General features: G+C 59.5%; 21 protein-coding genes and 1 pseudogene. 21 read left to right on the top strand and 1 reads right to left on the bottom strand.

Going from position 1 to position 21,640, the window contains the following annotated elements; translation table 11 throughout:
- The first annotated feature begins 44 nt into the window (after positions 1–44).
- From AC1DNI_RS14290 to AC1DNI_RS14260, 7 genes are all read left to right on the top strand, one after another.
- Positions 45–1,565 (top strand): aldehyde dehydrogenase family protein, encoded by a 1,521-nt coding sequence (locus AC1DNI_RS14290; RefSeq protein ID WP_477692309.1) that lies wholly within the window; start codon positions 45–47, stop codon positions 1,563–1,565.
- A 124-nt stretch (positions 1,566–1,689) separates the two neighbouring features.
- Positions 1,690–2,640 carry a sugar ABC transporter substrate-binding protein gene (locus AC1DNI_RS14285; protein WP_027232132.1) on the top strand — a complete coding sequence of 317 codons (951 nt, stop codon included), beginning with the start codon at positions 1,690–1,692 and terminating at the stop codon, positions 2,638–2,640.
- Between the two features lie 141 nt (positions 2,641–2,781).
- Positions 2,782–3,729, top strand: coding sequence for an ABC transporter permease (locus AC1DNI_RS14280; RefSeq protein WP_477692437.1), 948 nt, complete (start codon positions 2,782–2,784; stop codon positions 3,727–3,729).
- On the top strand, positions 3,729–4,466 hold the full coding sequence (locus tag AC1DNI_RS14275) for an ATP-binding cassette domain-containing protein (protein WP_027232130.1): 738 nt from the start codon (positions 3,729–3,731) through the stop codon (positions 4,464–4,466). Before AC1DNI_RS14280 ends, AC1DNI_RS14275 begins: the two co-directional genes overlap by 1 nt.
- Before the next feature lie 37 nt (positions 4,467–4,503).
- The gene (kduI, locus tag AC1DNI_RS14270; RefSeq protein ID WP_477692436.1) at positions 4,504–5,340 is read left to right on the top strand and encodes a 5-dehydro-4-deoxy-D-glucuronate isomerase; all 837 of its coding nucleotides are present in this window, start codon (positions 4,504–4,506) and stop codon (positions 5,338–5,340) included.
- Positions 5,337–6,092 carry a 2-dehydro-3-deoxy-D-gluconate 5-dehydrogenase KduD gene (kduD, locus tag AC1DNI_RS14265; RefSeq protein WP_477692308.1) on the top strand — a complete coding sequence of 252 codons (756 nt, stop codon included), beginning with the start codon at positions 5,337–5,339 and terminating at the stop codon, positions 6,090–6,092. Before kduI ends, kduD begins: the two co-directional genes overlap by 4 nt.
- On the top strand, positions 6,093–6,434 hold the full coding sequence (locus AC1DNI_RS14260) for a cupin domain-containing protein (RefSeq protein ID WP_477692307.1): 342 nt from the start codon (positions 6,093–6,095) through the stop codon (positions 6,432–6,434).
- A gap of 27 nt (positions 6,435–6,461) precedes the next feature.
- Here the strand turns inward: AC1DNI_RS14260 and AC1DNI_RS14255 are convergent, their stop codons facing one another.
- Positions 6,462–7,094: a GntR family transcriptional regulator gene (locus tag AC1DNI_RS14255; RefSeq protein ID WP_027232126.1), complete on the bottom strand. Its 633-nt coding sequence runs from the start codon at positions 7,092–7,094 to the stop codon at positions 6,462–6,464.
- Positions 7,095–7,257: 163 nt separating this feature from the next.
- On the opposite strand from AC1DNI_RS14255, the gene AC1DNI_RS14250 reads away from it, so the two are divergent.
- From AC1DNI_RS14250 to AC1DNI_RS14185, 14 genes and pseudogenes are all read left to right on the top strand, one after another.
- Complete coding sequence (locus AC1DNI_RS14250; RefSeq protein ID WP_091923247.1) at positions 7,258–8,682, top strand: M20 family metallopeptidase; 1,425 nt, start codon at positions 7,258–7,260, stop codon at positions 8,680–8,682.
- A gap of 169 nt (positions 8,683–8,851) precedes the next feature.
- A complete protein-coding gene (locus AC1DNI_RS14245; RefSeq protein WP_477692306.1) occupies positions 8,852–9,571 on the top strand; it encodes an ABC transporter permease in 720 nt (239 codons plus the stop codon).
- Entirely contained in the window at positions 9,571–10,290 is a 720-nt protein-coding gene (locus AC1DNI_RS14240; protein ID WP_477692305.1) for an ABC transporter permease, read from the top strand. The genes AC1DNI_RS14245 and AC1DNI_RS14240 overlap by 1 nt, the downstream gene beginning before the upstream one ends.
- Positions 10,287–11,069, top strand: a complete 783-nt coding sequence (locus AC1DNI_RS14235; protein ID WP_477692304.1) for an ABC transporter ATP-binding protein — start codon at positions 10,287–10,289, stop codon at positions 11,067–11,069. Before AC1DNI_RS14240 ends, AC1DNI_RS14235 begins: the two co-directional genes overlap by 4 nt.
- 33 nt (positions 11,070–11,102) lie before the next feature.
- A complete protein-coding gene (locus AC1DNI_RS14230; RefSeq protein ID WP_477692303.1) occupies positions 11,103–11,957 on the top strand; it encodes a transporter substrate-binding domain-containing protein in 855 nt (284 codons plus the stop codon).
- Between the two features lie 508 nt (positions 11,958–12,465).
- On the top strand, positions 12,466–12,945 hold the full coding sequence (locus tag AC1DNI_RS14225) for a MarR family winged helix-turn-helix transcriptional regulator (protein ID WP_477692302.1): 480 nt from the start codon (positions 12,466–12,468) through the stop codon (positions 12,943–12,945).
- Positions 12,942–15,014: an FUSC family protein gene (locus AC1DNI_RS14220; protein WP_477692301.1), complete on the top strand. Its 2,073-nt coding sequence runs from the start codon at positions 12,942–12,944 to the stop codon at positions 15,012–15,014. The genes AC1DNI_RS14225 and AC1DNI_RS14220 overlap by 4 nt, the downstream gene beginning before the upstream one ends.
- Positions 15,015–15,019: 5 nt before the next feature.
- A complete protein-coding gene (locus AC1DNI_RS14215) occupies positions 15,020–15,229 on the top strand; it encodes a DUF1656 domain-containing protein (protein ID WP_027232118.1) in 210 nt (69 codons plus the stop codon).
- Complete coding sequence (locus AC1DNI_RS14210; protein ID WP_477692435.1) at positions 15,229–16,161, top strand: efflux RND transporter periplasmic adaptor subunit; 933 nt, start codon at positions 15,229–15,231, stop codon at positions 16,159–16,161. The genes AC1DNI_RS14215 and AC1DNI_RS14210 overlap by 1 nt, the downstream gene beginning before the upstream one ends.
- Positions 16,162–16,213: 52 nt before the next feature.
- Positions 16,214–16,867: a phytochelatin synthase family protein gene (locus AC1DNI_RS14205; protein ID WP_477692300.1), complete on the top strand. Its 654-nt coding sequence runs from the start codon at positions 16,214–16,216 to the stop codon at positions 16,865–16,867.
- A 142-nt stretch (positions 16,868–17,009) separates the two neighbouring features.
- Positions 17,010–18,044, top strand: a complete 1,035-nt coding sequence (locus AC1DNI_RS14200) for an alpha/beta fold hydrolase (protein WP_477692299.1) — start codon at positions 17,010–17,012, stop codon at positions 18,042–18,044.
- A 38-nt stretch (positions 18,045–18,082) separates the two neighbouring features.
- Positions 18,083–18,823 (top strand): response regulator, encoded by a 741-nt coding sequence (locus tag AC1DNI_RS14195; RefSeq protein ID WP_477692298.1) that lies wholly within the window; start codon positions 18,083–18,085, stop codon positions 18,821–18,823.
- On the top strand, positions 18,820–20,136 hold the full coding sequence (locus AC1DNI_RS14190; RefSeq protein ID WP_477692297.1) for an ATP-binding protein: 1,317 nt from the start codon (positions 18,820–18,822) through the stop codon (positions 20,134–20,136). Before AC1DNI_RS14195 ends, AC1DNI_RS14190 begins: the two co-directional genes overlap by 4 nt.
- A 139-nt stretch (positions 20,137–20,275) precedes the next feature.
- Positions 20,276–21,586 (top strand): annotated as a pseudogene (locus tag AC1DNI_RS14185) (cytochrome c biogenesis protein DipZ); the annotation flags it as partial.
- Positions 21,587–21,640: the final 54 nt, after the last annotated feature.

Below are 21,640 nucleotides of genomic sequence, written 5' to 3'. Positions count from 1 at the left end.
CCGAGCCTAAAAGGAGGAGCCGGGCTTTAAAATCCGGTCGGTTGATGACGGTACAATCCAATTTCATAACGCCCGACTCTAGTGACCCGCGTTTGCAGAGTAAATCCCGCTACCGGATGCTTGTCGATGGCAAGTCTATTGATGCGGCCTCGGGCAAGACGATAGATCGGGTGAGCCCGGGCCACGCCGGCGTTGTGGTCGGCACGTGGCCGGATGCCTCTGCCGACGATGTTCGCGCAGCAATTGCGGCCGCCCGCCGGGCCTTCGACACGGGGCCATGGCCGCGCATGTCCGGCGCCGAACGATCGCGCTTGATGTTCAAGACCGCGGAGCTCATTCTCGCCCATGTGGAAGAGATCGCCCTGATCGAAAGCCTGGAGGTTGGCAAGCCGATTGCCCAGGCCCGGGGCGAGATCACCTTCTGTGCTGATCTCTGGTCCTATGCGGCCGGGCAGGCGCGGGCACTGGAAGGGCAGACCCACAATAATATCGGCGACAACCGCCTTGGCCTGGTCCTGCGGGAACCTGTCGGCGTTGTCGGCATCATCACGCCGTGGAACTTCCCCTTTATCATCGCCTCCGAGCGCGTGCCGTGGGCCATTGGCGGCGGCTGCACCGTCGTGTTGAAACCATCCGAATTTACGTCCGGCACATCGATCCGCATGGCGGAACTCGCCCGCGAGGCCGGTATTCCCGACGGTGTCTTCAATGTCGTCACCGGCTACGGCGATCCTGCCGGCCAGGTCTTGGCGGAGGATCCCGGCACAGACATGGTCGCCTTCACCGGTTCGGTTCGCGTTGGAACGAAGCTCGGCGAGATCGCGGCCCGCAGCGTCAAGCGCGTTGGCCTTGAACTCGGCGGCAAGGGGCCGCAGATCGTCTTTGCCGATGCGGACCTTGAGGCGGCGGCCGACGGCATCGCCTACGGCGTCTACCACAATGCCGGCCAGTGCTGTATTTCCGGAAGCCGGCTCCTGGTGCAGGAAGGCATCCGCGATGCGCTTCTTGATCGCCTGCTCGATATTTCCCGCAAGGTTACTTTCGGCGATCCCTTGAACGAGCGAACGAAGATCGGCGCCATGATCTCGGAGGCGCATGCCGCCAAGGTGCATTCCTATGTCGAGGCAGGGCAGGCTGACGGCGCCGAATTGTTGCTCGGCGGCGCACGGGTCGGGGAGGGCGCGGGGCTCTATTACGCGCCAACCGTGTTTTCCGGGGTCACCGCCGATATGTCGATTGCCCGCGAGGAAATCTTCGGGCCGGTTCTGTCGACGCTGACGTTCAAGACAGCTGACGAGGCCGTCGCTCTGGCAAACGCATCGGAGTTCGGTCTGTCGGCCAGCGTCTGGTCCACCAATCTCGAAAATGCGCTGCAGAGCATCCGGCGCATCCGGGCCGGGCGCTGCTGGATCAACAGCGTCATCGATGGCGCCCCTGAGCTGCCGATCGGTGGCTATAAGAAAAGCGGGCTGGGGCGCGAGCTAGGCCGCTACGGTTTTGACGAGTATTCGCAGTTCAAGGGCATTCACGTGACCTTGGGCCGGCCGGATCCTTGGTTCGGGTGAGATTGCTCATCGGAAACTGAGGCAGAGGAGAAAAATCTCGGCTGGCGCGATCTTTGGTCGGAGCTCGCCAGCCGAGACATGGGTCTTTCGACCCCGATTGCACATCCAAAGGGAGGATACGCAAATGAAATTGACCAAACTGAAAACCGCAATGCTTGCGGCGTGCGCAGCTATGGCCTTCACGTCCGCCGCGGTAGCGGCCGATGTCAAGGCCACGATGATTATCTATCTTGATCCGAGTGTCCAGTTCTTTAACCCTGTCGTCAAAGGCGCACAGGATGCCGCGGCACAATTCGGTGTCGATCTCGACGTGCAATATGCCAATAACGATCCGGTCCGCCAGAACGACCTTATTGAGAGCGCCACGGCCAGCGGCGTCGACGGCATTGCAGTTGCAATTTCCAGTTCGGATGCCTTCGATGCCAGCATTTGCGCCGCCGTCAAGGCCGGCATCATCGTCATCGGTTTCAACAATGACGATCTCGACGGGGCCAAGGGCAATTGCCGTCAAGCCTATGTCGGCATGAATGAATTTGCCTCGGGTTATGAACTTGGCAATCGCATGATCGAGCAGTTTGGCCTCAAGGATGGCGACGTGGTCTTCAATCCGCGCGAAATTCCTGAAGCTAGTTTCGCTGTCGCGCGTGGCGGCGGCATCGAAAAGGCAATGAAGGAAAAAGGCATTAAGGTCGAGACGGTTCGCTCCGGGCTTGATCCGGCCGAAGCCCAGAACATCATCGCGCAGTTCCTGATCGCCAATCCTAATGTCAAGGCGCTGTTCGGTACCGGGTCCGTGACGTCGACGGTCGGGGCAGGCGCCATCAAGGATGCCGGCGTCAAGATTCCCTTTGGCGGTTTCGATCTCGCCGTTGAAATCGTCAACGCGGTCGAATCCGGCGCCATGTTCGCGACGATGGACCAGCAGCCATACCTGCAGGGCTATTATCCGATCGCCCAGATCGCTTTGGCGAAAAAATACGGTCTGACCCCGACCGATGTCGACACCGGCCAGGGCGCCTTCCTCGATAAGACGCGCATCAGCTCGGTCAAGCCACTGATCGGCAGCTACCGATAAGCGTCACGCCTGAAGACCTTCCGGCCAAAACCGGAAGGTCCCCTCGATCCCTGGAACAGAGTAAAGACAGTGACCTACGCCATGACCGACGTTGCCGTGCCCAAATCGCGCACGAAAAAACAATCGCTGCTGAAGCACATCATGACCATGCCGGCCGGCGCGATTCTCCTGGTTTTCGCGGCCCTGCAGATCGCCTGCATCGCTGGCGCGCTCGCCTTTCCCGACGACTTCCGCTACCTGTCACCGCAGAACCTGACCATCCTGATGAAGGCTATTCCGGTGCTGGGTTGCCTGGCATTGGGCGCCGGCATCCTGATGATTGCTGGCGAGTTCGACCTGTCGATCGGCTCCGTCTATACCTTGACGGCGGTCCTGATGGCGAGCCTGGTCGATGGTGGCCTGAGCGCTTTCATCGCAGCACCGCTCGGCATACTGCTGGGGGTGATGATCGGACTTCTCAACGGGACGATCACGTTGCGCTTTGGTCTGCCGTCATTCATCGTCACGCTCGGCGGCCTGCTCTTCTGGCGTGGCGCCGTGCTGCTCTATAACGGCGCCGTCCAGGTGCGTTTCGATCCGGAACCTGCCTTTTCGAGCCTCTTTGCAGGCACGCTATTCGGCATCAATGCCGCGTTCATCTGGATCATCCTGTTCGTTGTCAGCTTCTATTTGCTGCTGCACCGGCACAAGTTCGGCAATCATGTGTTCGCCACCGGTGGCAATCCCGCCGCTGCAACGGCAATCGGCATCAACACTGACCGTGTCAAGTTGATTGCCTTTGCCATTGCCGGAGGCATGGCGGCGGTTGCCGGCATCATCGCCACGGCGCGCGTGGGCAGCGTCCAGCCGGGGCAGGGCGCCGGGCTCGAGCTTCAGGCGATTGCCGCTTGCGTCATCGGCGGGCTGTCGCTGCGCGGTGGTCGCGGCTCGATTATCGGCATCTTCCTCGGGGTCATGCTGATCCACACGATTACCGATGTACTTCTACTCCTCAGAGCCCCTGGCTTCTACCTCGACATGTTTATCGCAACGCTCATCGTGATCGCTGCCGCCTTCAACCATCTCATCGAACGCCGGGGGGCCGTATGATGTTTGCGCCCCATCTTCTCGAACTGCACAATATTTCCAAGACGTTTGGCACGCTGACGGCGCTGCGGGACCTGAGCTTCCATATCGGCCCAAGCGAAGTCGTCGGGCTCCTGGGCGACAACGGCGCCGGCAAGTCGACCACCGTCAACTTGATTTCGGGGATCCACAAGCCGACCTCCGGCCACTTGAGCGTCGATGGTCGCGAGACGCTGTTCACCTGCCGGTCCGATTCCGCCGATGCCGGCATCGAAACGATCTACCAGAATACCGCGCTGGTGGATTCGCTTTCGATCACCCGCAACATCTTCATGGGGCGCGAGCGCACCAATGCCTTTGGCTTCCTGAAGCAGGCAGAGATGCGCGATATCGCCATGGAGGTGCTCGAGAAGGCTGTCCACATCTCGGGTATCGATTCTCCCGATAAGCTGGTGGGTGACCTCTCCGGTGGGCAGAAGCAGGCCGTCGCCATCGCACGCGCCGTTTTTTTTAAACGGCGGGTGCTGCTTCTCGATGAACCGACCTCAGCCCTGTCCGTGCGCGAAACCGAGGCTTTGCTGGCGCAGGTGCTGAAGCTGAAAGCCGAGGGCGTGTCGAGCGTGCTGGTGACGCACAACCTCTACCATGCCTACCAGGTCTGCGATCGCTTTGTAATCATGAGCCATGGTACCAAGGTGTTCGATGTGAACAAGGCAGACACCAGCATCAGCCAACTCACCGAATATGTCGTCCTGACGTAACCCTTTCACCAAAAGCCAAGAGGCAAATGCTGTGACAATTTCCGTAAATGTGCGCCAGGTCGTTGGTCCAGAAGACGCTGCCAGGCGCGACACGAAAGGCCTGCGAGAGGGCTTCCTGATTGAAGGGCTTTTTTCGAAAGGTGAGATCAATCTTACCTACAGCCATCTCGACCGGATGATTGTCGGGGGTATCGTGCCGCTCGCAGAAGATCTTGTGATCGACCAGGTAAAGGAAACCGGCACCAGCCAGTTCCTCGAGCGGCGCGAAGTCGCCATCCTCAACATTGGTGGCAAGGGCACGGTCACTGTCGGTGTCGTCGACTATCCGCTCGGCTTTCAGGATGCGCTCTATGTGGGAATGGGACAGGGAACGCTGTCGTTTCGCAGCGACGACCCGGCCAGTCCAGCCGAATTTTATCTCCTGAGCGCACCTGCACATCGTGCTTGCCCGACCGTGCTGATCACGCCGGAGATGGCCAAAAAGGTGCGCACGGGCTCGGCCCAAGAAGCGAACGCACGCACGATCAACCAGTACGTGCATCCGGATGTCTGCGAAAGCTGCCAGCTCCTGGTAGGCCTCACGGCATTCGAGCCGGGTTCCGTCTGGAACACCATGCCCGCGCATGTGCATGACCGGCGCATGGAGGTCTATCTCTATTTCGGCATGGAAGAGTCGACCCGCATCTTTCATTTCATGGGAGAACCGCATGAAACGCGACATCTGGTGCTGAAAAGCCATGATGCCGTGTTGTCGCCGGGGTGGTCCATCCACTCCGGCGCCGGTACCGGTCGATACTCCTTCATCTGGGCCATGGCTGGCGATAACATGAGCTTCACCGACATGGACAAGATACCGATGGAAAGTCTGAGATGAATCCGTTCGATCTTTCTGGCAGATGCGCCATCGTCACGGGGGCCAACACGGGCATCGGCCAAGCCATTGCCGTCGGTCTCGCTGGTGCCGGCGCCGACATTATCGGCGTTGGCCGCTCGCCGATGCAAGAAACGGCGTCCCTCGTCACGGCCGGTGGCCGGGCGTTTCATCCGCTTCTGGCAGACCTTTCCAAGATGGATGAGGTGCGCGCCGTCATCGGGCGGGCCGCCGCCGTTCGCAAGCGCCCGGACATTCTGGTCAACAATGCCGGGATCATCCGCCGGGCTGATACGATCGATTTTACCGAGGAAGACTGGGATGCCGTCATGGACACCAACCTGAAGTCGGCATTCTTTCTCTGCCAGTCCTTTGCCAGGATGGCGATGGCTGAGAAGTTACCGGCCAAGATCATCAACATTGCCTCGCTCCTGTCGTTCCAGGGTGGCATTCGTGTTGCATCCTACACGGCAGCAAAGAGCGGCCTTGCAGGCCTGACGCGGCTGATGGCCAATGAGTGGGCGGCGCATAGCATCAACGTCAATGCAATTGCTCCCGGCTATGTCGAGACCAACAACACGACTGCGCTGCGGGCGGATGCCGCACGCAATGCCGATATCCTGAAACGCATTCCGGCCGGGCGCTGGGCTCGGGCGGATGATATGGCCGGAGCGGCCGTCTTTCTCGCATCCCACGCATCCGACTATGTGCATGGCGCGATCCTACCCGTCGATGGCGGATGGCTGGCGCGATAAATGGAGGTATCATTGTCCGATCCCTACACACTGCCTGACGGCCTGGTCTGGACGGAAACCTCGCCGGGCAATCGTCGCGCCGTTCTTTCGCATCGTCCCGAAATGATGCTCGTCGCATTCAGCTTCGACAAAGGCGCGATCGGCGCGCTCCATTCCCATCCGCATACGCAGGTGAGTTATGTGGCCGAGGGTGCCTTCGAGGTGACCGTCGACGGCGTGACCACGACACTGCCTGCCGGGAGCAGTTTCATCGTCGCCCCCAATCTCGTCCACGGCGTCGTGGCGTTTGAGGATGGATTGCTGATCGATACGTTCACGCCGCGGCGTGACGATTTTCTGTAGCGCGTCCCGCCGTGCCCGACGGCCGGTTCAAACCTGCCTTATATGAACAATTATAACGCGTTTCAGATCCTCAATGTCCTTCGCTTCGAGAGCGTCGATCATCTGGTGATGCTCGCGCGACGACTGTTCGATCCGCGCGCGTGTTTTCCATTGTGACACCGGCGCTGACGACGTCCTTTGGCGGATCTCGGTAACGAGGTTCACCAGTTCATTGTTGCCGCACAGCGCCAGCAGTTCGCGGTGAAAGGTAAGATTGGCCTCGTAGAGCTCGATCATCGTTCCGTTCATGATGAGATCGTCAAAACGGTGTGCGAGGTCGCGAAGTTTTTTCGTCGTTAACTCCGAGGCATTGGCAACGATCTTGTCCGCCACAGCCGTTTCAAGGATGACGCGAATGTCGCTTACTTCATTCGCCTGCTTACCATCCGGTTCGAATACGTGATAACCGCGGTTCGGGACGTGCTCGACAAGCCGCTTCTGCACCAGACGATCGAGTGCACGCCGTACCTCCGGCCTGGTGCTCTGATAGCGCTGCTCGAGGTCGATCTGCTTCAGCCAGACACCCGGCGCCAAAACACCGGCGAGAATGTCGTGCAGGATAGAGTCGGTAACATCGACGGATTTGAGTTGTGATTTTCGCTTGGCTCTTGCTTCACTCATTCGTCTCTCCAAATTCCATCGAACGCGAGCCTCCTAGAGTTAGTGGCCCACCCGCGAGATGTACGCCAGACAAATAATTTTACACAGAGGTTGCGTAAAAAATATTTGCGTCTAAATTGGTGCCAATTTTGGTTACTAACATAAAACGACCAATCGGGAAATCATGAAGAATTCGGCAGAAGTCTGGGAAATCGTCGAAGCCAAGCGCGCTGCGTTTTTTGAACTCAGCGATCGCGTCTGGGAGATGCCCGAAACCAACTACGAAGAGTTTCGCTCGTCGAACGAGCATGCCGACCTCCTCGAACGCGAAGGTTTTCGCGTTACGCGCGGCGTTGCAGGCTTACCGACTGCTGTCATGGGCGAAGCAGGCGAGGACGGCCCGGTCATTGCCATTCTCGGCGAATTCGACGCGCTGCCCGGATTAAGCCAGGTCGCTGGCCTCGCGGAAGAGCAACCTGTCGTGCCGGGCGGCAATGGTCATGGCTGCGGCCACAATCTGCTCGGTTCCGGTTCGATGCTGGCGGCTGCTGCGGTGAAGGACTACCTTGCGCGCAACGGCCTTAAGGGCCGTATCCGCTACTACGGTTGCCCAGCCGAAGAGGGTGGCTCGTCCAAGGGCTTCATGGTGCGCGCCGGCGTCTTCGACGACGTGGACATTGCCATTTCCTGGCATCCTGCTGCGTTTGCCGGTGTTAACAACCCGATCTCGCTTGCCTGCAACGAGATCAATTTTCACTTCAGCGGTCGTGCTTCACATGCGTCCGCAACGCCGCATCTTGGCCGCAGCGCTCTCGATGCCGTGGAATTGATGAATGTTGGTGTTAATTACATGCGCGAACATATGCCGTCTAGCGCCCGCATCCACTACGCCGTTACAGACACGGGCGGTTCCGCCCCGAATGTCGTCCAGGCCCGGGCAACGGTGCGCTATCTGGTGCGGGCCCGCGATCTGCCGGAACTCAACGGCCTTGTGGCGCGGGTCAAGAAGGTTGCCGACGGCGCCGCATTGATGACCGAGACCACCGTTCGCAGCCGCATCATCAGCGGCGACGCCAATCTGGTCGGCAACACCCCGCTCGAATCGCTAATGCATTCGCACCTCGAGCGTCTCGGCCCGCCCGCCTTCGACGAGCACGACCATGCCATCGCACGGAAATTTCAGGAGACGTTCTCGCAAGAAGACATTGCATCCTCGTACAAGCGGTTTGACGTCACGCCGAAGAAGGGCCAAGCCTTGTGCGACAGCATCTTTCCGCCCGAAAGCGGCGACGGCGCGATCGTCGGCTCAACGGATGTCGGCACGGTCAGCTGGGTCGTTCCGACAGTCCAGATGCGCGGCGCGACCTATGCCATTGGCACGCCGGGGCACTCTTGGCAGCTTGTAGCGCAAGGCAAGCTGCCAGCGGCTCACAAGGGCATGGAACACGCGGCGAAAGTGATGGCGGGCACGGCCATCGACCTCCTCGCCAACCGGGATCTCATTGATGCCGCCAAGGCCGACCATCGCAACCGCCTCGAGGGAAAGCCTTTCGTCAATCCGATTCCCGATGACGTTCAGCCACCCTTGCCGGAGAACACGGATGTCTGAGACGGCCTTCACACGCGATCGACAGCAGCTGACGGGCCGTATCAGCGAGTTGTCGCAGCGAAAGTCGAGCAAGCTCGATCTTTCGCCGGCACTCCCCGGAAACTGAACGCTCAAGGAACAGATCACGGAAATGCCCTTCAATCGTTCCCCTGAAACCGGATCGTAGGCCATGAACCAGCCAAGCTTCCTTGACGTCATCAGCTTTGGACCCGGAGGATGGGGTGCTGCACTCCTCACGGGGGCCGTGATGACGATCCTCATCGCTATAAGCGGCTTTATGATCGGCTCGGTCATCGGCACATTCGGCGCATGGGCCAAGATTTCCGGTGGCAAAACCATACGTGTCCTTGCCGATGGTTATACGACGGTGCTGCGCGGTATTCCCGACCTTCTCGTGATCTATCTCTTCTATTTCGGCGGCAGCGCGGCCGTGACGGCGATCGGCCGGTTCCTCGGTTCCGAAGGCTTTATCGGCTTTCCCGGCTTCCTTGCTGGTGCGCTCGCGGTCGGGATCACCTCCGGCGCCCAGCAGACTGAAGTCTATCGTGGCGCTTTCAGAGCCGTGCACCGCGGCGAAATCGAAGCCGCCATCGCCTGCGGCATGTCGCGGCCGCTGCGCTTCAGACGCATCATCGCGCCGCTGACCTTGCGCCACGCACTTCCCGGCATGGGCAATGTCTGGCAGGTGGTGTTGAAGGAATCGGCTCTCGTCTCGATCACCGGTGTCGTCGAACTTCTGCGCCAGGCGCAAATCGGTGCGGGCTCAACGGGCATGCCGTTCAATTTTTACATCGTTGCCGGCGGCATTTATCTCATGATCTCCACACTCTCGGGCGCCGTCTTGCAGCGGTCGGAACGGCATTTCTCACGCGGCGTGAGGAGAGGCTGATGGATTGGTCATTTATGCTCGAGACCTTCGTCAGCCTCGTCAAGGCTATACCCCTGACGCTCCAGCTTGCGGCGACGGCGATTTTCCTCGGTGCGTTCGTCGCCCTTGCATTGGCGCTGTTCCGGCTTTCGGGCGTCGCCGTATTGGACTGGTTTGCAAGAACCTATGTATTCGTTTTCCGCGGCACGCCGCTTCTCGTTCAGATTTTCCTCATCTACTACGGCCTCAGCCAGTTTCCGGCGGTTCGGCATACGGTGCTCTGGCCAATCTTGCGTGAGCCCTATTGGTGCGCCGTCATCGCGTTGACGCTGAACACAGCCGCCTATGCCAGCGAGATCATTCGCGGCGGGCTCCTGTCCGTTCCGCATGGACAGATCGAAGCCGCCCGCGCCTGCGGCATGCCACGCCTCATGATCTTCCGGCGCATCGTCATGCCGCTGGCAATCAGGCAGGCGTTGCCGGGCTATGGCAATGAAATGATTTCCATGGTCAAGGCGACGTCACTTGCATCGATCATCACGCTGATGGAAGTCACCGGTGTTGCCGCGAAGATCATCTCCGAAAGTTATCGCGCCATCGAGGTATTTATCGTCGCCGGTCTGATCTACCTCGCCATCAACTTCATGCTGACGCGCCTCGTACAATTCGTCGAGCACCTGCTCAGTCCCCACCTTCGCGCTCCCCGGCTGATGACGCCGGTTCCAGGAGAAGCCAAATGAACGCTCAGTCACATCCGGCCACGCCCTTGGCGCTTCGTGTCAATGACCTGCACAAGAGTTTCGGTGACGCCGAGGTCCTGAAAGGAATCTCCCTTACCGCCAATGAAGGCGAGGTGGTCTCGATTCTCGGTTCCTCGGGTTCCGGCAAGTCCACCCTGCTTCGTTGCATCAACCTGCTTGAGATTCCGGATTCGGGCGAAGTAACCGTTGGCTCGGAGACGATCCGCATGCAGCGCATGCGTGACGGCAAAAGCCGTCCCGCCGATCAGGCCCAGGTCGAGCGCGTGCGCTCACGTCTCGGCATGGTGTTCCAGAGCTTCAATCTCTGGTCGCACAAGACGATCCTCGAAAACGTGATCGAAGCGCCCATTCACGTGCAGAAGCGACCGCGCAAGGAGTGCATCGAAGAAGCCGAGGCATTGCTCGCCAAGGTCGGGATCGCCGACAAGCGCAATCACTATCCCTCGCATCTTTCTGGAGGCCAGCAGCAGCGCGCCGCCATTGCCCGCTCGCTCGCCATGCGCCCGCAGATCATGCTCTTCGATGAACCGACGTCGGCGCTCGATCCCGAACTTGTCGGCGAAGTCCTGCGCGTGATGCGCGGCCTCGCCGAAGAGGGTCGCACCATGCTCGTCGTCACGCATGAGATGGGTTTCGCGCGTGATGTCTCGAGCCGCGTCATTTTTCTCCACAAAGGACTGATCGAGGAAGAGGGGACACCGGAACAGGTGTTCGGCAACTCCAAGTCCGATCGTTTCAAACAGTTTATCCAAGGCTGAACCACCAGTCGCAAACCAAGGGGAATACCTCGAATGAAAAAACTGACCCTCTTTCTGAAGGCACTGACGCTTTCAGCTCTCGTCCTTGCCTCCGGCGCCCACGCCGAAGAAAAGAAATGGACGCACGTTACGATCGCGACCGAAGGCGCGTTCAAGCCGTACAATTTCACCAATCCCGATGGCACGCTCGATGGCTACGAGATTGAACTCTCGAAGTATCTTTGCGACCACATGAAGGTTGAGTGCAAGATCGTCGTTCAGGATTTCGACGGCATGATCCCGGCTCTCAATGCCGGCAAGTTCGACGCGATCATCTCCGGCATGTCGGCAACGGCAAAGCGCGAGGAAGTCATCGATTTCAGCCAGTCGTACGGCTCGACCGGGCAGGCATTTGCGACGTTGAAGTCAAGTCCGCTGGCCGGAATGGATCTCAAGGGCAAGGTATTCTCGCTGGCTTCCAACGAGGCAGGCGCGGTTGAAGCGCTCGAAAAACTGAAGCCGCTTTTGCAGGGCAAGATCATCGGTGTCCAGACCGCATCGACAGGCGCTACCTTCGTTGACAAATATCTCAAGGGCGTCGTCGAGGTGCGCGAATACAAGACCACCGAACAGCATGACCTTGACCTTGCCGCCGGCCGCGTCGATCTGGTGATGGCATCGATGGCGTATCTGACCACCGCTTCCGCCAAACCCGGCAACGAGGAAATGACCGTTGCCGGTCCCCGCTTCCAGGGCGGCTTCCTCGGTAAGGGAAGCTCCGTCGGCCTGCGCAAGAACGAACCCGAACTGAAGGCAATGTTCAACGAAGCAATCGACGCCGCCAAGGCCGATGGCACAATAAAGTCGCTATCGCAGAAGTGGTTCGGTTTCGACGTCACACCGCTTTAAACACCTGCAAGTCCGCGCCGCGGCGGGTGATGAACCTGGCCGCGGCCGCAATTCGAATTCGCGTCGGTTCGCGAGGCGGATAGCTTGCCGTGGCAATTAATCTGCGACCCGCTGGAATGTGACGCCGGTGCTCGGCACTGATCGCCGCAAGGCTAATCCGGTGATCCTCGACTTCGTTCCAGAAGGCCACGCTGACAAAACGCGAGTCAGCCAAAAATGCACCGAGTCACTCAAATAATGACGCGACCTTTCGGCGTGCGAACTGCTCGCCATAGCCCCAGGCAGTTGACCTCAAGCCCAGTCACCGCTGTTGAAGCCGACGCTGCCACTGATGCTTTGTGCTTGCGGTCGGCCGGCAAGCTTGGGGAAGACCGCGCCCTTGATGATGACATTTCTCCCATAGTCCCCCGCATGCGTCAGGCTTGATTGCCCAAGAAGGCGTTCACAACCGGCCGAGCCGCGAAAAAAATCGATTGCAAGAAAATGATTAGGATGCTATTAATTTCCTATGCAAGAAATAGATCAGCTCCGCCGCGCCTTTACCACGAGTCTTCTCCAAACGGGACGGCAGTGGCGGCGCATTACCGATCAAGCGTTGATGTCGTCGAATATCTCCGAAGCCTGTGCTGCACCGCTATTGTGGATCGGACGGCTTGGCGGAGGTGTGCGCCAGATCACTCTTGCATCCTATATCGGGATCGAGGGCCCCTCGCTGGTCCGGTTGATTGACCAGCTGGAAGCGGCCGACCTCGTCATCCGCAAGGAAGACAAGAGCGACCGGCGCGCGAAGACCCTGTGGCTGACGCGCAAGGGCAAGCAATACGCCTCCAGGCTCGAGGATATCCTCGTCGGCTTGCGCGCCCAGATACTTGCCGACGTGAGCAAGGAAGATCTCAATGCGGCACTGCGGGTTCTGGCGGCATTCGATGCTGCAAGCAACTCTCCTGCCGCCGAAACTTCGAGGCGCGAGGTCGAGTTGACGCCGTGATTTTTCCGTCCTGGCGGGATTGGGTATTTTCAGCCAAGGCCTTTCTCGCATCGATGATGGCGCTCTATATCGCCCTGTGGTTCGACCTGCCGCGTCCGTACTGGGCGATGGCGGCTGTCTATGTGGTTGCAAATCCATTGGCCGGGGCAACAAGCTCAAAGGGTCTCTATCGCGCGCTCGGTACAATCATCGGCGCCAGCGCCGCCGTGTTTTTCGTGCCGCTCTTTGTAAACGCGCCCGAGCTTCTCGCCCTCGTCGTCGCATTATGGACCGGCTGCCTCCTCTATATATCCATGCTCGACCGCACGCCGCGCAGTTACGTCTTCATGCTTGCAGGCTATTCGCTTCCTTTGATCGCCCTGCCAACCGTTGGAACGCCCGAACTGATTTTCGATACGGCGGTCGCACGCACGGAAGAAATCATCATCGGCATTACCTGCGCCACTCTCGTTGGCCTCCTGATCTTTCCAAGCAGCGTCGGGACCGTTCTCGGTGGCCGCATCACTGATTGGCTGGATGATGCAGCCGACTGGGCCGACGAAATTCTGCGCGGCGAGGGGGCAATACCGGCAACGCCGGCAAGGCGCCAGAAGCTCGCTGCAGATATTGCCGGCCTCGATCTCATCATCAGTCAATTGTCCTTTGACGCTGGTACCCGCGACGTCGCCCGCCATGCGAGAGAATTGCGCGGTAGGCTCATGATGCTGTTGCCGCTGTTCTCGTCGCTGGCGGACAGGCTTCATGCCCTGAAGTCGGGCGACCGGCCCTTGCCGCCCAAGCTCGGTTCGTTGCTCCATGAAGTGGCCGATTGGCTGCAATCACCCGATGCAGCGTCCGCGGACGCTCCGCAACGATTTGCCAGGACGATCGAGGAGCTTAAATCGGCTGATCGATCAGAGAATTGGGACCACCTGATCCTGTCGAGCGCGCTCGCGCGGCTTTTGGAAATTATCAACCTCTGGCACGATTGCCTTGCGTTGCGCGAACAGATCGCCCGCGGGCAGTATTCGGGCCGGTGGCGACCAACATTTCGGCATCGGCAAGTCGTCGGCCGCACCCGCTATTACGATTATGCCATGATGCTGTTTTCATCCGGATCGGTCGTCGTCGCTACGCTCGTTGCAAGCTTAATATGGATTGAAACGGGATGGCAGAGCGGCGCAGGCTTCGTCATGATGACCGCCGTAGCCTGCTCGTTCTTTGCGGCAATGGATCAACCTGCACCATTCATTTTCAAGATGTTCCTGTGGTGCGGCGTCAGCCTCATCGCAGCATTCGTCTACCAGTTTGCGATCCTGCCGGCGATCAGTGGCTACGAAATGCTCGTCCTCGTCTTCGCGCCGTCGTTCCTTCTCATTGGACTTCTTATTCCACGTCCGCAATTCAACATGCTTGCCATGCTGCTCACGGTAAACACCGCCTCGTTCGTTGCCATGCAGAATCGTTTGACTGTCGACTTCGCCTCGTTCGCCAACGAGGCGATCGCGGCCATGGCGGGTATCGCCTTCGCGCTGGTCTGGACGCAGGTCGCAAGGCCATTTGGCGCCGAGATAGCTGCGCGCCGCTTGGTGCGGGCCGGCTGGTCGGATCTCGCCGAAACCGCGGCTGGTTTGCGGCGAAGCGATCATGAAAAACTTGCCGGAAGAATGCTCGATCGCATGGGCCAGCTTGTTCCCCGGCTGGCTGCGCTGGAGGATCGGTATCTCTCCGAGATCGATGGCTTTGCCGAAGTACGTCTCGGTTTCAACATCGTCGCCATACAACGTGCGCGCCGGCATCTCGATGGCGAGGGCCAGTCGAGCGTGAATGCAGTCCTTTCCGGAATTGCCGACCTGTTTCGCCAGCGTGTCGTACGCCGCGAAGCGGTCGCGCCCGATGCTCGCCTGCAGGAGCGCATCGATCAGGCGCTAAGTCTGCCACGTCTGCAGCAGACAATGCAGGGCCGCAGCATACTCGATGCGCTTGTCGGCCTGCGCCGTGCCCTTTTCCCCTACGCGCCGTCCCCTAAACCTATGGGCGGCGACATCGTCAAAAAGTCATCGCCGCAAATGCTGATGGCTGCGGAGTAGAACCAATGCTTGGTGATTTCGATATTTACGGCGTCTACATGCCCGGGCTCCTCGGCATGATGTTTCTGACGCTTCTCCTCTCGGCGATGGTCCGCCGCGCACTTGCCTGGGTCGGCATCTATGCCTGGGTCTGGCATCGTGGACTATTCGACGTCGCGCTCTACGTTGTGCTTCTCGGCGCGACAGTCTCACTTACGCAATGGTTAGTATCATGATGAAAAATCTTCAAACAGCTGGCAGGGTAGTTGTCACCCTGGCATTGGTCGTGTGTGCATTGTTCGTGGGTCGCGAACTCTGGAACCACTACATGAACGATCCGTGGACTCGCGACGCGAGGGTGCGCGCGGATGTCGTGGCCGTAGCGCCGGACGTCTCCGGTCTCGTCAGCGACGTTCTCGTCAAGGACAATGATGTCGTCCGGAAGGGCGACATACTGTTCAAGGTCGATGAGCGGCGCTTTGAAATCGCCGTGACACAGGCCGAAGCGGCGGTCGAAGGCGCGAAGGCAACGCTCGAACAGGCAAGCCGCGACCGCAAGCGCCGCGAACAACTAGGTGGTGTCATTTCCGAGCAACAGAAGGAGGCGGCGCAATCCGCCGAGGCGACTGCCCAAGCGAGCTATCTGCAAGCTACCGCCAGTCTGGAACTCGCCCGCCTCAACCGCGAGCGGTCGCAGATAAAGGCGCCGGTCAACGGTACCATCACCAACCTGTCGCTCCGCCCGGGCAATTATGTGACCACAGGTAGTTCCCAGATGGCGCTGGTGGACACCGATTCAATTCGGGTCGAAGGCTATTTCGAAGAAACCAAGCTGGCCCGTATCCGTGTCGGGGACTCCGTGAAGGTCAAGCTGATGGGCCAATCAGAAGCCATTACCGGCCACGTCGACAGCATCGCCGCAGGCATTGAGGATCGTGAGCGAACTGCAGGTTCGGGTCTTCTTGCCAATATCAATCCAACGTTCAGCTGGGTGCGGCTGGCGCAGCGCATACCGGTGCGGATTGCGTTGGACCAGATCCCGCAAAAGACGCAACTCGTGGCCGGCATGACGGCGACGGTCACTGTCGCGCCCGACGCCGCTGTCTCGGTTGCGCGTCTGCCCGGTGCCGGAGACATCGAGCAGAACAGACGCTCAACGGGTCGGTAGTAGTGGTGCAATCGTTGATGTAGGATGCCGGCATCATCGGTGGTCGGAAAACATGAGGCGTGTTCTTCTAGCCTTGGTCGCCTTCAGTGCCCTTTGCTTGGGGGCGGTCATTGTCGTTGTCGGTCAGACCAAGGTTCCCGCCGACGCCATAGCGAATGCCGTCACCCGGTCACCCGACATGCTTGCACAGGCTTGGAAGCTTCCGGCGGCCAGGACATTTGGATTGACGGTCAGCTACCAGTCCAACCCCTCAAAATGCGGTCCCGCCAGTGTCGCCAACGTGTTTCGCTCCCTCGGGGAGGACGAGACCACCGAGGCGGCCGTCCTCGAAGGCACCGGCAAATGTTGGACCGGCCTGTGCATCATGGGTCTTACGCTTGACGAATTGGCCGGTGTAGCAAAACAGCATACCGATCGGAAAGTCACGGTCATTCGCGACATATCGAGCGAAGAGTTCCGCGAGCACTTGCGACATTCGAATGATCCGGACCGTCGCTACATCGTCAACTTTACCAGAGAGAAAATCTTCGGCGCTGGCGCAGGGCACTTCTCACCGATTGGGGGCTATCTCGAGGGGGCCGATATGGTCCTCGTCCTTGATGTGAACGAAAACTACCGGCCGTGGCTCGTTGAACGCGAACGCCTATTCCTGGCAATGGACACATTCGATGGCGACAAGAAGCGCGGATTACTTCTGATCCAGTAGCTTGTCCAAAGCCCGATTGTAACAGTATGTATCCGGTACGCTGCTACTTACACGCGCATGAAAATTGCCCTTTGACGGACACACGGGGTATACGTTCGCCATGCATTGCAGTGGTCGCATTTACCCAATCGGAGAAGTAACAATGTCGGAAGAGGTCAACCGTCGCAATTTCCTCAGTATTGCCGCGGTGACGGCAGTCGCTGTGGAATTTCCACTGATAGGCGCAGCGAACGCGCAGGCCGGCAAGGTAGCGCCTGCAGTCAAGCCGGGGACGCATACGAGCTTCGCACCCCTTAAGCAGGTTGACGCGGGTCAGCTCAACGTCGGCTATGCGGAAGCCGGCCCCGCGGATGGCCCGGTGGTGATACTGCTGCACGGCTGGCCGTATGATATCTACAGCTTTGTCGACGTCGCGCCACTTCTTGCCGGAGCAGGTTACCGCGTCGTCATGCCTTATCTTCGCGGTTACGGCACGACCCGGTTTCTCGCGAGCGAGACGATCCGCAACGGCCAGCAGGCGGTCATTGCCACGGACATTGTCGCGCTGATGGATGCATTGAAAATTCAGACCGCGATCATCGCAGGTTATGACTGGGGAGCGCGGACGGCGAACATAGTGGCAGCGCTGTGGCCCGAGCGCTGCAGGGCCATGGTTTCGGTGAGCGGCTACCTGATCGGCAGTCAGGAAACCAACAAGAAGCCCTTGCCGCCGAAGGCAGAGCTTGCCTGGTGGTACCAGTTCTATTTTGCCACTGAGCGCGGCCGCCAGGGCTACGAAAGCAACCGGCATGACTTCGCAAAGCTCATCTGGCAGCTTGCATCGCCAAAGTGGAACTTTGACGATGCTACCTTCGATCGATCCGCCAAAGCGTTCAACAATCCGGACCATGTCGACATCGTTATCCACAATTACCGCTGGAGGCTTGGCATTGCGCAGGGCGAACCGCAGTACGACGCGTTGGAAAAAAAGCTTGCCGCGGGCCCGCCAATCAGCGTGCCGACGATCACAATGGAAGGAGACGCGAATGGCGCACCGCATCCCGAACCGGCATCCTATCGCCAGAAATTTTCCGGCAAGTACGAGCATCGAACGATCACAGGCGGCATAGGCCATAACCTGCCGCAGGAAGCGCCCCAGGCTTTTGCCCAGGCAGTCATCGATGTCGATGGCTTCTGAGGCTCAAGCCGGCAGGGCAACACAAACGAGCAGGTGTGATGGACCACATTGACCACGTCTTGATCGTCGATGATGACCGTGAGATCCGCGAACTGGTCGCGGCCTACCTGACCAGGAACGGCTTGCGCGTCAGCGTCGCGGCAGACGGCCGGCACATGCGCGCTTTCCTTGAAACGAATGCTGTCGATCTCATCGTTCTCGATATCATGATGCCTGGCGACGACGGGCTGGTGCTGTGCCGCGAGTTGCGGGCGGGTAAGCACAAGGCGACGCCGATCCTCATGCTGACAGCGCGAAACGATGAGACCGATCGCATCATCGGGCTTGAAATGGGTGCCGACGACTATCTGGTGAAGCCATTTGCGGCACGTGAATTGCTGGCACGGATCAAGGCCGTGCTGCGGCGAACCCGTATGCTTCCGCCCAACCTCCAGATCACGGAAGCCGGCCAACGCGTGCGGTTCGGCGATTGGGAACTCGACACGGTAGGCCGGTATCTGGTTGACAAGACCGGAACCACGGTCACACTCAGCGGCGCCGAGTACCGACTGCTTCGCGTTTTTGTCGATCACCCGCAGCGCGTGCTTAATCGCGACCAACTGCTCAATCTGACCCAAGGCCGCGATGCGGAGCTATTCGATCGTTCGATCGACCTGCTTGTCAGCAGGCTGAGGCAGCGACTTTGCGACGATGCGCGTGAACCTGCCTATATCAAGACCGTACGGAGCGAGGGCTACGTTTTCTCGATGCCAGTTGAAATTGCCGAGCTGCGACAATGAGCATTGCGGGGAGCCCGCATCCTTGGCGATGGCCCCGCACGCTTGGCGCGCGCCTGTTCCTGATCCTTCTCGCGGGCTTGATCCTTGCTCATGCGCTGTCCTTCAGTGCCTTGTTTCTCGAACGCTATATGGCAACGCGGAACGTCATGCTGAACACGCTCGAAAGCGATGTCGCGACCTCCATTGCCATTCTCGATCGGCTGCCCGCCAATGAGCGCGCGAACTGGCTCGACCGCCTTGATCGTGGAACCTATCGCTTCGAACTCGGAACCGGCCTGCCCGGCGTCCCGGACATGAGCAAGCGGGGGGCCGAGATCGCGGCAAAGATAGAAGCTGCCGGTGGTCAGCGCTTTCCCATCCATGTAGAATCCATCCCGAGCGATGCGATGCGCCTGCAGGCCCATCTGACATTGAGCGACGGCGCGCCATTGACGATCGATGTACAACCGGCGGCGATGCCGCTCGCAGATTGGTTGCCGTACGTGCTCGTTGCTCAACTGCTCCTGCTCGTTTTTTGCACCTGGTATGCGGTGCGCCAGGCAATCCGCCCACTTGTCGATCTCGCCCATGCAGCCGATACGCTCGACCCTAACAAAAAGGCTCCAAGACTCAGCGAGTCAGGTCCGAGTGAAGTTGCCTATGCCGCAACTGCCTTCAATGCCATGCGCGACCGGATCGCGCACTATCTCGAGGAACGCGTGCAAATCCTAGCTGCGATCTCCCACGACCTGCAGACCCCGATTACCCGGATGAAGCTTCGTGCTGAGTTCGGTGAGGATTCCGCCGAGAAAGACAAGCTGATCCAGGATCTGACCGAGATCGAGCGGCTTGTCCATGAAGGCGTGGCCTATGCCCGCAGCGCCCACGGCGATGCGGAGAAGTCCTCCCGCATCGACATTACCTCATTTATGGAAAGCCTCGTCTACGACTACCAGGACACAGGTAAGGCCGTAACGATTGAAGGAAAAATCCTTGCCCCGGTGGAGACTCGGCCCCATGCATTGCGGCGGATCTTCACCAACCTCATCGACAATGCGCTGAAATTTGGCGGCAGCGCCGAGGTATATCTTGAAAGTGACAAGAACGGTAAAGTGACCGTCAAGATCATGGACCGTGGCCCCGGCATTCCGGAAGACCATTTGGAGGCGGTGCTGCAGCCGTTCTTCCGGCTTGAGCAGTCACGCAACCGCGGCACGGGGGGCACGGGGCTGGGACTGGCCATCGCCCACCAACTTGCGCTTGCCATTGGTGCATCGCTGCAATTGCGCAATCGTGCCGGTGGCGGCCTTTCAGCGGAAGTCACCATTCGCTGAAGCGTGATATCCCGCGCATTCGTACAATCCGATACAATTCGAGCCCTATAGGACACATCCAGGATACGTCGCTGCCGCTTTATGCGGTCCGTGACTGATCTTCAGTCGTCGCACACACATCGCTTCGAAGGAGATGATGATGACGCTTCTGTTTGTTGCCTACCTCGCGGGCGCGCTGACGATCCTCAGCCCCTGCATCCTGCCCGTACTTCCCTTTGTCTTCGCGCGCGCGGGGCAACCCTTCATCAAGAGTACCTTGCCGATGCTGGTCGGCATGGCAATCACGTTTGCCCTTGTCGCTTCACTCGCCGCCTTTGGGGGCAGTTGGGCCGTGCAAGCCAATGAATATGGGCGCTACGCGGCACTGGTGCTGTTGGCCGCGTTTGGCCTGACCCTTGTTTCTCCGCGGCTCGCCGCCATCGCCACCACTCCCATTGTGACCTTTGCCAACAAATTGCTGAACGCAACCGGCGGCCCCGGGTCCGTTCCGACATTCGGAGGAGCGCTCATCCTTGGCGTTGCAACGGGCCTGCTCTGGGCGCCCTGTGCCGGACCGATTCTCGGCCTGGTCCTGACCGGAGCCGCGCTTCAGGGCGCCAGCATTCAAACGACGCTGCTTCTTCTCGCCTATGCGGCAGGCGCAGCGACATCGCTTGCACTGGCAGTGCTCGTTGGCGGTCAGGTCTTCGCTGTGATGAAGCGCTCGATAGGCGCCGGCGAATGGCTGCGTCGTGGCCTCGGCATCGCCGTTCTTGCCGGCGTCGCCGCCATCGCGCTCGGCACAGATACGGGCTATCTGGCTCGGCTCTCGGGGCCGGCCACGGGCAAGGCCGAGCAGGCGCTTCTCGATGCGCTCAAGCCGCGTACTTCACCGCAATCAGCGGCAGACCGTGGCGTTATGCTGGCCGCCAACACCCAACCGGGCTTTCACAGTGATTTGCCGGTCGAAGGCAAGTTTCCCTCACTGGGTGGCGCTGTCGAATGGCTGAATTCAGCGCCGCTGACCCCGGAGCAATTGCGCGGCAAGGTCGTGCTGGTCGATTTCTGGACCTATTCATGTATAAACTGCATTCATACGGTGCCCTATGTCGTGGAATGGTCCGAGAAGTATAAGGATCAGGGTCTCGTCGTCATTGGCGTGCACGCCCCGGAATATGCCTTTGAAAAGAAGATCGACAACGTCAAGAAGGCGATCGCCGACTTTGGGATCAAATATCCGGTTGCCGTCGATAACAACTACAAAATCTGGCAGGCTTTCCAGAACAGCTATTGGCCGGCGCACTACTTCATCGATGCCAAGGGGCAGATCCGCTACCACCATTTCGGCGAAGGCGAATACGACACGTCGGAAAAGGTAATTCAGGATCTTCTAGCTGAAGCGAAGGGCGAGCAGGCAGCCAATCAGCCCGTCATGCCCGAGGTCAAGATTGCGGCGATGCCGCAGGAGGGCTGACGATCCGACAGATATCGCCCCCGCCTTGAGGGGCGATATCTTTGTCTATGA

The sequence above is a fragment of the Phyllobacterium sp. 01N428 genome, from assembly GCF_056399405.1.
The sequence above is the reverse complement of the archived record's forward strand: the minus strand, read 5'-3'. Positions and strand labels throughout refer to the sequence as shown.

Bases quoted from the DNA above. Each gene is read 5' to 3' on its own strand.
- AC1DNI_RS14275 (WP_027232130.1), top strand. From the start codon at position 3,729: ATGTTTGCGCCCCATCTTCTCGAACTGCACAATATTTCCAAGACGTTT.
- AC1DNI_RS14280 (WP_477692437.1), top strand. From the start codon at position 2,782: ATGACCATGCCGGCCGGCGCGATTCTCCTGGTTTTCGCGGCCCTGCAG.
- AC1DNI_RS14245 (WP_477692306.1), top strand. From the start codon at position 8,852: ATGAACCAGCCAAGCTTCCTTGACGTCATCAGCTTTGGACCCGGAGGA.
- kduD (WP_477692308.1), top strand. From the start codon at position 5,337: ATGAATCCGTTCGATCTTTCTGGCAGATGCGCCATCGTCACGGGGGCC.
- AC1DNI_RS14225 (WP_477692302.1), top strand. From the start codon at position 12,466: ATGCAAGAAATAGATCAGCTCCGCCGCGCCTTTACCACGAGTCTTCTC.
- AC1DNI_RS14210 (WP_477692435.1), top strand. From the start codon at position 15,229: ATGAAAAATCTTCAAACAGCTGGCAGGGTAGTTGTCACCCTGGCATTG.
- AC1DNI_RS14290 (WP_477692309.1), top strand. From the start codon at position 45: ATGACGGTACAATCCAATTTCATAACGCCCGACTCTAGTGACCCGCGT.
- AC1DNI_RS14190 (WP_477692297.1), top strand. From the start codon at position 18,820: ATGAGCATTGCGGGGAGCCCGCATCCTTGGCGATGGCCCCGCACGCTT.
- AC1DNI_RS14205 (WP_477692300.1), top strand. From the start codon at position 16,214: ATGAGGCGTGTTCTTCTAGCCTTGGTCGCCTTCAGTGCCCTTTGCTTG.
- AC1DNI_RS14255 (WP_027232126.1), bottom strand. From the start codon at position 7,094: ATGAGTGAAGCAAGAGCCAAGCGAAAATCACAACTCAAATCCGTCGAT.
- AC1DNI_RS14250 (WP_091923247.1), top strand. From the start codon at position 7,258: ATGAAGAATTCGGCAGAAGTCTGGGAAATCGTCGAAGCCAAGCGCGCT.
- AC1DNI_RS14260 (WP_477692307.1), top strand. From the start codon at position 6,093: ATGGAGGTATCATTGTCCGATCCCTACACACTGCCTGACGGCCTGGTC.
- AC1DNI_RS14285 (WP_027232132.1), top strand. From the start codon at position 1,690: ATGAAATTGACCAAACTGAAAACCGCAATGCTTGCGGCGTGCGCAGCT.
- AC1DNI_RS14240 (WP_477692305.1), top strand. From the start codon at position 9,571: ATGGATTGGTCATTTATGCTCGAGACCTTCGTCAGCCTCGTCAAGGCT.
- AC1DNI_RS14200 (WP_477692299.1), top strand. From the start codon at position 17,010: ATGTCGGAAGAGGTCAACCGTCGCAATTTCCTCAGTATTGCCGCGGTG.
- AC1DNI_RS14215 (WP_027232118.1), top strand. From the start codon at position 15,020: ATGCTTGGTGATTTCGATATTTACGGCGTCTACATGCCCGGGCTCCTC.
- AC1DNI_RS14195 (WP_477692298.1), top strand. From the start codon at position 18,083: ATGGACCACATTGACCACGTCTTGATCGTCGATGATGACCGTGAGATC.
- AC1DNI_RS14235 (WP_477692304.1), top strand. From the start codon at position 10,287: ATGAACGCTCAGTCACATCCGGCCACGCCCTTGGCGCTTCGTGTCAAT.
- AC1DNI_RS14230 (WP_477692303.1), top strand. From the start codon at position 11,103: ATGAAAAAACTGACCCTCTTTCTGAAGGCACTGACGCTTTCAGCTCTC.